The sequence below is a fragment of the Streptomyces sp. NPDC048473 genome (genome assembly GCF_043200155.1).
GTDB lineage: Bacteria > Actinomycetota > Actinomycetes > Streptomycetales > Streptomycetaceae > Streptomyces.
Genome location: NZ_JBICXE010000027.1, coordinates 124,175 through 133,742 on the forward strand (window position 1 = coordinate 124,175; position 9,568 = coordinate 133,742).

The 9,568-nt window shown below is 69.3% G+C and carries 4 protein-coding genes; 3 read left to right on the forward strand and 1 reads right to left on the reverse strand.

Annotated features, from left to right (window positions below; all coding sequences use genetic code 11):
- Positions 1-40: 40 nt before the first annotated feature.
- On the reverse strand, positions 41-1,069 hold the full coding sequence (locus ACGFU7_RS33135) for a helix-turn-helix domain-containing protein (RefSeq protein WP_393700788.1): 1,029 nt from the start codon (positions 1,067-1,069) through the stop codon (positions 41-43).
- Between the two features lie 783 nt (positions 1,070-1,852).
- Between ACGFU7_RS33135 and ACGFU7_RS33140 the strand changes: the two genes are divergently transcribed.
- The 3 genes from ACGFU7_RS33140 to ACGFU7_RS33150 all read left to right on the forward strand — a co-directional run bounded on the left by ACGFU7_RS33140 (position 1,853) and on the right by ACGFU7_RS33150 (position 9,454).
- Positions 1,853-4,801: an AAA family ATPase gene (locus tag ACGFU7_RS33140; RefSeq protein WP_393700790.1), complete on the forward strand. Its 2,949-nt coding sequence runs from the start codon at positions 1,853-1,855 to the stop codon at positions 4,799-4,801.
- Positions 4,802-5,281: 480 nt separating this feature from the next.
- Positions 5,282-9,025, forward strand: a complete 3,744-nt coding sequence (locus ACGFU7_RS33145) for a S8 family serine peptidase (protein ID WP_393700791.1) — start codon at positions 5,282-5,284, stop codon at positions 9,023-9,025.
- 192 nt (positions 9,026-9,217) lie between these two features.
- Positions 9,218-9,454: a hypothetical protein gene (locus tag ACGFU7_RS33150; RefSeq protein ID WP_393700793.1), complete on the forward strand. Its 237-nt coding sequence runs from the start codon at positions 9,218-9,220 to the stop codon at positions 9,452-9,454.
- Positions 9,455-9,568: the final 114 nt, after the last annotated feature.

A 9,568-nucleotide genomic window follows, 5' to 3' on the forward strand; every position in this document is an offset into this window, starting at 1 on the left:
AACAGATAGAAGGTCCTCGGCTCTCAGGCCGAAGAGGAGGTCAAAGCCAGCCCGTATGTGCGGCGTGCCATCCGAGTTGCAGGCGCGACTCCGCTCCGGCAAGGTCCATCAGACGGCGTATCCGCCGCTCCACGGTGCGTATGGAGAGACCGAGTTGGGATGCCGCCCGCCGGTCGGAGATCCCTGCCAGCAGCAGGGCGAGGACCTCCAGTTCCTCCTCGGTCGGCCGCTGATCGACTGCCGGCCCCTCGCGCACGCCCGTGACAGTGGTGTACATCGGCCGGGCCTGGGCCCATTCCTTCTCGAAGAGATGGACCAGTGCCGTCAGCAGACCGCTGCGGTGCACCACGATTGCGCTCGGCTCACCGCCGGAATCCGCCATGTCCAGTGGCACCATGGCGCGCTCCCGGTCCGACACAACCATCTTCAGCGGCAGCGAATCGACCGTGCGAAACTCGATGCCTGCCATGACGGCCGCCCGCACGTCCCGCACGACGTCGTGACCGTCGAGATAGTTCTTGTCAGCCACGACCCGGAAGTCGACCCCGCGGTCCAGCGCGGAACTCTCCGACGTGTCGGTATCCTCGCGCGGCACCGCGATGGGCTCGCCGACGAGGAAGACAAGCAACTCCCGCTGGGCGCCGCACTGCAGTTGATGGAATCGGTGTGCGACCTGCTCCACGCCGACGACCACCTCCACGACACCGCCCGCAGTGTGTGCGGCGGTACTGCGGTACTGCTCGGTCAGCATCGAGAACGCGGTCTCGGCCTGGTGCAGCGCGTTGCGCTGCTCGACGAGGAGCGGGGCCAGGGCCACCGAGGGCGGTGTGAGCCGGTAGTAAGCAGGCTGAAGACCAGCCTCGCAATCGGCCGAGTCGGGTGCCCCACTCTCGGCCTCGGTGGCGACGGCCACCAGGCCGCGCGCCGCCAGGTCAAGCAGGATGCGCACGCTCTCGGCCTTCTCGAGTCCGGTTTGCCGGGCGAGGTCCTGCGCGGAGGCTGTCGGGCGGTCCAACAGCGCCGTGTAGATGGCCTCTTCGGCCGGGCCCAGTCCCAGCGCCTGCAGCATCCGGCTCCTCCTCGGACGGCCACCATGTCCGGCCCTGGCGCAGCTCCCGCGCACCAAGCGGATTCTTCTCAGCCGAACCCTATCCCTCTGTCAGATTGTCGCCATTGGCTGTTTGCCTGGTCGATACCCCGGCCAGGACGCCGATCAGTTGGGCTCCAGCCTGCTCGAAAGTCGGCGTGCGCGAGGTCCTGATGGCGCTCCTCGCCGACGAACCCCACCTGGCGCCGACCACCCCGTACTCCTACTGATCACCGACAATGCGGGCCGGCTCCCCCGCCGAGCCGCGACGTCCGACACCGCCTTCCTCCAAGCGCTGCTCGACGCCGCGGCCGGCCGCCGCTCCCTCGGTTGACCAACCCGTTCCCGCCGCGGCATCCCTCCACTTCCCACCGAAGGGCCTGGAGTCCCTCGGCGTGGGCTCTGTCGGTGGCAACTGCTGAGCCTCGGCAGAGCGCGTGACGCCCCTTCGGGGAACCCGCTACCCAAAACCGCGCGCATGCGGTGCGAGAGTGCGGCGCCGGTGCAGCGTCCGCCGGTCCGTAGCCACCACGGCGGCAGAGCGGACCGGAGTGAGGCTGAGGCAAGTGACACGGAGACCCTGGCCCCCGGGCGGGCTGATGGCAACACAAACATCAGCCCCAGGACTCCACAGTGGTCGCCTTCTGCACCACGCCTGTGAACGTGGCCTATCCCCCTGCCACCCCACCTTGTAACCTCTGATCATATTGTTCACGGAAGACGACGGTTCGGGCACGCCGTCGTCTGTCTCCCACGGTGGGGCGAATGTCTACCAGCGATTCCGACACACGCGACCTGCCGGCGATCGCATCACCCGGCTTGGTCGGACGCGAGCGCGAACTCGCTGCTTTGAGAGCGGCGTTGTCCGATCCGCCGGTGGTCGTGCTGATCGAGGGCGAGGCCGGGATCGGTAAGAGCCGACTGGTCCAGGAGCTGCTCGCGGCGCATGCCCCGGCCTGTCAGCGGGTGCTGTTGGCGGCCTGCCCGGCTGTTCGACAGCCCTTCACGCTCGGGCCGGTGGTGGACGCGATCCGACCGGCGACCGAGGATGTTGCCCGGCTCGGCCTGAGCGGGCTGGCGGGGGCGCTCCGGCCGTTGTTCCCCGAGTGGGCATCGGCGTTGCCGCCCACACCCGACCCGGCCGAAGACGCAGCGGCGGCACGACACCGACTGTTCCGGGCCATCGAGGAGATCCTCGAACGGCTCGAGATCGGGTTGCTCGCGGTCGAGGACGTGCACTGGGCAGATGAGGCGACCCTGGAGTTTCTGCTGTTCCTGGCGTCACGTTCGCGACAACAGGTCAGTCTGCTTGTGAGCTATCGCCCGGAGGAAATCGCGCCGGACTTTCTGCTGCTGCGGTTGTCGTCGCGGCAACCGGCGGGTGCGGCGCGGCTGCGGCTGTCGTTGGAGCCGTTGGATGTCCCCGGGACTGCCGCGATGGTGTCCTCGATGCTGGGTGGGGAACGGGTTTCCGACGAGTTCGCGACCACCCTGCACGACCGGACCGACGGGCTTCCCCTCGCGGTCGAGGAGTCCGTCCGGCTGATGTGGAACCGCGCCGGCCTGACCCGGCGGGGTGATTCCTGGGTGCGGCAACGACTGAGTGAGATAGACGTACCACCGACGGTGCGGGACGTCGTACTGGAACGCAGCGCACGGCTCGGCCCGCCGGCGCAGGCGGCGTTGCGCGCGGCCGCCGTACTCGCCGACCCCGCCCCCGAGGACACCGTCCTTGAGGTGATGGCTCCGGATGGCGATCCGGCGAGCAAGCTGGCAGGCCTGGCGGAGGCGGTGGGTTCGGGGCTGCTGAGGGAGGACCAGCGCGGGCTGGTCTCGTTCCGGCACATGCTGGCGTGCCGCGCGGTGTACGAGGCAATTCCTGTGCCGCAGCGGCGGGCGATGCACCTGCGTGCCGCACACGTCCTCGAAGGCGCCACCCCGTCCCCGGTCGCCCAGCTCGCGCGCCACTTCCGGGAGGCCGGCGATACGACGGCATGGTGCCGGTACACGGAACAGTCGGCCGACCTCGCCCTCGCCTCGGGTGACGGTGCGACGACGGTCGTCCTGCTGCACGATCTGCTCACCCAAGCCGACCTGCCGCCCGCCGACGTGGTGCGGCTGACCAGCAAGGTTCCGTTCTCTCTGCTCAGCGGGCATGAACGCTACCGCGAACTCATGGACGCTCTCCGCCTCGTGCTGGACACCGGTGAGCCGGCGCCGAGCGAGGCGGCGGAGATCCGCTTCCATGTCGCCCGGCTGCTGCAGCAGATGGAGGCGTTCGAGCAGTCCCGGATCGAGATGGAACGAGCGCTGCCCGACCTCGGGCACGACCCGGCGAAGGCAGCCCGCGCAATGGTGTTTCTCGGCCTGCCGTACGGGACGACGACGCCGGCGGCCGAACACCTCAGGTGGCTGCGGCGCGTTGCACAGGTGCCGGTCGCGATGGCGCCGGGGGACCGGCTGAGCATCCGGGTCGGGCGGGCGAGCGGGCTGTTGCTGCTCGGTGAGGAGGAGGGGTGGGCGGAAGCAGCATTGATCGCCGATGACGCGTCCACCGCCGCGGAGAGGCAGCAGATCACGGTCGGCCAACTCAACATCGGGCACATGGCGCTGATCTGGGGGAGGTACCCGGAGGCGAGGCGGGTGCTCACGCTGGCCGCAGGGCAGGCCGACACGTATCAGTACCGGAAGCTCCGCAGGCTCGGGCAAGTGACGCTGGCCCACCTGGACTGGCTCACCGGAGACTGGGACGGGCTGGTCGACCGGACCGGATCGCTGGCCGGTGACGAGGAACTCCTGCAGCCGGTGAGTCGTCTGGCGCCGGCCATGGTCACCGGCTCGCTGTATGCGGCCCGCGGCGACCAGGACAGAGCGGACGAGTGCCTGCGGCTCGTCCTTGAACAGGCGGACCGACATGGCGGTGCGGAGTATTCCGTCGAACCTGCCGGCGCCCTGGCCAGGCTCCGGCTCGGCGCCGGGCGGATCGACGACGTGCTGCAGCTGACCGACGAGCCGATCCGGTTCCTGGAACGCAAGGGCACCTGGATCTGGGCCACCGAAATCGCCCCGGTCCGGGCGGAGGCACTACTCATGGCCGGCCGCCCCGACGAAGCCGGCGACCTGGTCGACGCTTTCGCAGCGGGAGTACGCGATCGCCGCGCACCCGGCCCGCACGCAGCCTTGTCGACCTGCAAGGCGATCCTGGCCCAGCACCAAGGCGATCCCCTCAGCGCCGCCGAACTGTTCGCGCATGCGGCCGACGCGTGGCAGGACCTTCCGCGGCCGTACGACGCCCTGCTCAGCCGTGAACGACAGGCCCGCTGTCTGCTACGTGCGGACCAGCCCGATGCGGCTCTCTCCGTCCTCACGGAAACCTTCCAGGGGTTGTCCACCCTCGGCGCTCGTGGCGACGCCGAGCGCGTCATGCGCACACTGCGTGCATCCGGTGTCGGGGTGAAGCGTCCGTCGTGGCACGGTGGACGGCGAAGCTACGGAGATCAACTGTCTCCCCGGGAGCTCGACGTGGTCCGGCTGCTCGTCGGAGGCCGGACCAACCGGGAGATCGCCGGTGTCCTCATCCTGTCGCCGAAGACGGTCGCGCGGCACGTGGAGACAGCCATGCGCAAGCTCGATGTGTCGTCCCGGACGGCGCTGGCCGTGAAGGTCGTCGAAGCCGGCGTCGTCGTCGACAGCCGGGCCGACGCCCACCGTTAGGCGGGCGCGGCAGCAAAGTTGGGTCATCTGCCCAATCGTGCGGTGGCCTGTGCGTGAACAACACTCAGCGGCATGGAACCAACGCCTCCGCCTGTCGCCACTCATCCCCCCGCGTCCGCAAGGCTTCTGCCGCACGGTCGAATCCGACGGATCGCCTCGACCGGCCCATCCGCCCTGGCTCTCCGGCACAGCTAGGTTCCGGGGCCAACCCCGCAGACTGACCGACCGGTGCCAGGTCACTGCCGCAGCAGCAGGACGCGCCGCTCGCCGCCCGGCGCTGCGCCACCGATCGGCCTGAAGCAGCACTGGTTGGCACCAACCACATTCATCGCAGCCACTCGGCGCGATGCCGAATCCCCGCAACCGCGCGGTATCCGGGCGCATTCTCCCCTCAGAAAAGGTCATTGCCGCATGAGACAGTCACTGCCGGCTGGGGCATCCAGGTTCCCGGTCCACCTGCCCATCCCCATATCCCGGCGCTTGCCACACCGCTCGAATCGGGTACTCACGGCGCTGCTCGCCGCGGCCTGCGTGGCCGGGACGCTCGGCATCCCCGCCATCGCCGCCGCCGAAACGCCCGCTACCCGGGCCACCCAGCCGCAGCAGAACAGCCCGGTCGTCGCCACACACACGCTCACCCTCGTCACGGGCGAAGTTGTGACGCTGGAGCGCCACGCCAACGGCTTGCAGGCGGCGACGGTCGCGCCCGCGCCCGACGGCACCCCGGCTGCTTTCTCCTCCATGAAGGTGGGCGACGAGGTCTACGTCATCCCGGACAAGGCACAGCCGTACCTTGCCGCGAACAGGCTCGACCGCGAGCTGTTCAACGTCACCAAGCTGGTCGAGTACGGCTACGACGACGCGCACCGCCCCGCCGTGCCGCTGATGGCGACCTACGCGGGCGCGCCGGGCAAGGCGGGCAAGTCGCTCAAGCAGGCCGCGCCGGCCGGTTCGGTGAAGGACGACGAGTTGCCCAGCGCCAACGCGGTGGCGCTGCGCGCGAGCAAGAAGAAGGCGGCGACGTTCTGGGAGGCGGTCGACGACGACAGTGCCGCCGCGACGAAGGCACCGAAGCTCGCCGACGGCATCGAGAAGCTCTGGCTCGACCGGCCGGTGCAGGTGACGCTGGACCAGAGTGTGCCGCAGATCGGCGCGCCGGAGGCATGGGCGAAGGGCTACGACGGCACCGGCACCAAGGTGGCCGTCCTCGACACCGGTCTCGACCCCAACCACCCTGATCTGGCGGGGCGGGTGAAGGAGACGCAGAACTTCACCGACGACCCCGACGCGGTCGACCACCACGGTCACGGCACGCATGTCGCCTCGACCATCGCCGGCTCGGGTGCCGCGTCGGGCGGCAAGTACAAGGGTGTGGCGCCGGGCGCCGACCTGTACATCGGCAAGGTCCTCAACAGCGCCGGTGAAGGCCCCCAGTCGGGGGTCATCGCCGGCATGGAATGGGCGGTGGCCCAGGGCGCGGACGTCGTCAGCATGAGCCTGGGCTCGGAGGCCGCCAGCGACGGAACCGACCCGCTCAGCGAGGCCGTCAACCAGCTCACCGCCTCCTCCGGCGCGCTGTTCGTCATCGCGGCCGGCAACACGGGCCCCGGCAAGTCGACCGTGGGCTCGCCGGGTGCCGCCGACGCCGCGCTGACCGTCGGCGCGGTGTCCAAGCAGGACGAGCTCGCGAACTTCTCCAGCCGCGGCCCGCTCAAGGACACCTTCGTGGTCAAGCCGGAGATCACCGCACCGGGCGTAGACATCGTCGCCGCGCGCGCCGCCGGCACCTCGATGGGCACCCCCGTCGACGCCGACTACACCTCCGCCAACGGCACCTCGATGGCCACCCCGCATGTGTCCGGCGCCGCGGCGATCCTGGCCCAGCGCCATCCGGACTGGACCGCCGACCGGCTCAAGCAGGTGCTGGTCGGCACCGCCAAGCAGGGCTCGTACACCGCCTACCAGCAGGGCGGCGGCCGGGTCGACGTGCCCAAGGCGCTCGACGCCACGGTCTACTCCAGCCCCGCCGTCGTCAGCATGGGCAAGTCGTCGGCCGAGAGCGCGCCGGTCACCAAGACGATCAGTTACGTGAACACCTCCGCGGCGGACACCACGCTGTCGCTCCGCCTGTTCACCGTCGGAGAGACCGCACCCCCGGTGGACGGCACGTTCACTCTCAGCGCCACCAGTGTGACGGTCCCGGCGAACTCCACCGCGAGCGTGACGGTGACCTACCACCCCGAGCTCGGCGCCATGGGCGACTACACCAGCATCATCACCGCCACCGCGACCGACGGCACCGCGATCCACACCACCGTCGGCGCGACGAAGGACGTGCCCACCGTCGACCTCACCGTCAACACGATCGACCGGCACGGTGAGCCGGCGAGCGGCGAACTCGCGGTGTTCAACCTGGACACGGGTGCTTTCAACCAGGTCTACCCCGACAACGGGACCAAGACCGTCGCGGTGCCGCAGGGACGCTACTCCGTCATGGGCCTCGTACACACGAGGGACAAGGCTTCGTCCCAGGTCACGGACTACACCCTCGCCGGTCAGCCCGTCGCGGAGCTGAAGGCGGATCGGACGATCACGCTGGATGCCCGGCTGGGCAAGGAAGTCAAGGTCGCCACGCCCAAGAAGTCCGAGCAGACCGGCTTCAAACTCGGGTACCGCCAGCAGCTCCCCGGCAAGATCGGGATGGACTTCTTGAAGGGCGTGTCGAGCCCGCTCTGGGACCGCGCCTATGTGGTGCCCACCAAACCGGTGGAGCTCGGCATGTTCGAGTTCCACTTCCAGCAGCGCAGGTACTCGCCGGTGATCCAGGCGTCCTACGCCAAAAAGAGAGGCGTGCTCCCGCTTGAGCAAGTGATGTACGCGGCCCGGCTGTACGGCACCAGTACGCTCCAGGCGGTCGACGCCGGCATGGCACGGCCGGAGGACCTGACCGGCAAGGACCTCGGTGGCAAGCTCGCAGTCGTCACCCGCGATGCCACCCGGAAGTCCATCGACCAGATCACCGCGGTCGCCGACGCCGGCGCGAAGGCAGTGGTCATCGTCAACGACCGGCCCGGCCCCTTCGCCACCATCGTGCCGCGCGTCACCGGCACTACCATCCCGGCCTGGTCCCTCACCCAGGACGAGGGCGCGGGGCTCCTCGGCCGGATGGCCGACGGTCCCACCCGGATCGACCTGAAGGGGATCACAGGCGTTCCCCAGGTGTACAACATCGCGATGATGGTTCCCGGTGAGATTCCGGCCAACCCCGTCGACGCGGTCACCGCGAAGAACTCGGCCGTGGTGAAGTCCCAGTACCGCAGCACCAAGGGCACCATGATCGGCGACGCCGACTCGGCGATCCGTCCGGGCGACGCCCTCATCTTCCAGGTCCCGGACTTCTTCGACGCTCCGACGGACCGGCAGGAATGGTACTCCACGGGCAGCAACTGGCCGGCGATAGAGGGGCTGCGGTGGTACCACACTGTCCTCCCGGACCGCGCCGAAACCGGCCACTCCATGAAGGACGTATTCCGCACTTACCAGGCAGGCGAGCGATACAAGGCAACCTGGCTGGGCGCGGCAAACGGCCCGGCCGGACCGCAGGCCACCCAGGCGGTCCGCGAGGGTGACAACATCACCCTCACCATCCCGGAAATGGGTGACAGCCAGCCGGGGCACTACAGCCAGTTCGGCGGCGCCAACACTGCGACGGCGCGGATATACCAGGACGGGAAGCTCCTCAAGGAGGAGCCGCGACTCTCGCTGACCACGCTGCCGGTCAGCCCTGACCCGGCGACCTACCGCGTCACCCTGGACACTGCGCGTCCGGCGTGGTTCCCGCTGTCCACGGAAACCAGCACCGCATGGACATTCAAGTCCGCCCGACCGGCGAGCGACAAGGAAAACCTCGCGCTTCTCTGGCCGAAGTACGGCTTGGACCTGGATGCGGAAAACACCGCCCGGGGTGGCAAGACCGACCGCTTCGATCTGGCGTTCGCGCTCCAGACCGGCACCACTCCGGACATCCGCGGGGCCGAGGTCACGATGTCCACCGACGACGGTGACACCTGGCACCCCGCTAGGGTGAAGAGCGCGAAGGGAGACAGCTATACGGTGACCCTGCGCAACCCGGAATCGGGCTACGTATCGCTGCGCGTCAAGGCATGGGACGCCAACGGCAGCAAGATCGAACAGACCCTGATCAGGGCCTACGCTGTACGCTGACCCTCGCGGCAGACCCTGACTTGTTCGACTGCACCCCTGGCACGAGGCTTTTCCTTGTGCCAGGGGTGCCCCCTCCGGTCGAACTGAGCGCGCTGGCGCAAATCCGCGCAGTGACTCCGCATCCCGCTGCCGGTGTCGGCCGTCTGAGAGACGAGACCGGGAAGCGCGACAGCGGGGTTACGGCCTCCGCCGATGGCTTTAGCAATACCGCCCATGGTGCAGCCGGTCGCGGTGGGCAAGGCGGGTGGTCTCGGCATCGCGCCGTTCATCTTCGCGCTCCCGGCCATGGCCGGGGTCTCTGGTGCCGTGCACGGGGCAGGGAGCACGGTCAGCGGCGCCGGGCCGGTGGCGAGCAGCCTTGCGACCGTCCGCACGCGGGCCACCACAGGCGCGAGCGCGGCAGAGGGCCGGTCCCGTCCCATGCACTGAACCGGTCCAGCCGGTTGGACGACGTCGACGAGGACCAGGAGCTGGTCCTCGAGGACCGCACCCGGGAGCAGGTCCTGGACTGGCGCAATCGCGCCGCCGCCGACCACGAGGTCG

Bases quoted from the DNA above. Each gene is read 5' to 3' on its own strand.
- ACGFU7_RS33135 (WP_393700788.1), bottom strand. From the start codon at position 1,069: ATGCTGCAGGCGCTGGGACTGGGCCCGGCCGAAGAGGCCATCTACACG.
- ACGFU7_RS33140 (WP_393700790.1), top strand. From the start codon at position 1,853: ATGTCTACCAGCGATTCCGACACACGCGACCTGCCGGCGATCGCATCA.
- ACGFU7_RS33150 (WP_393700793.1), top strand. From the start codon at position 9,218: ATGGCTTTAGCAATACCGCCCATGGTGCAGCCGGTCGCGGTGGGCAAG.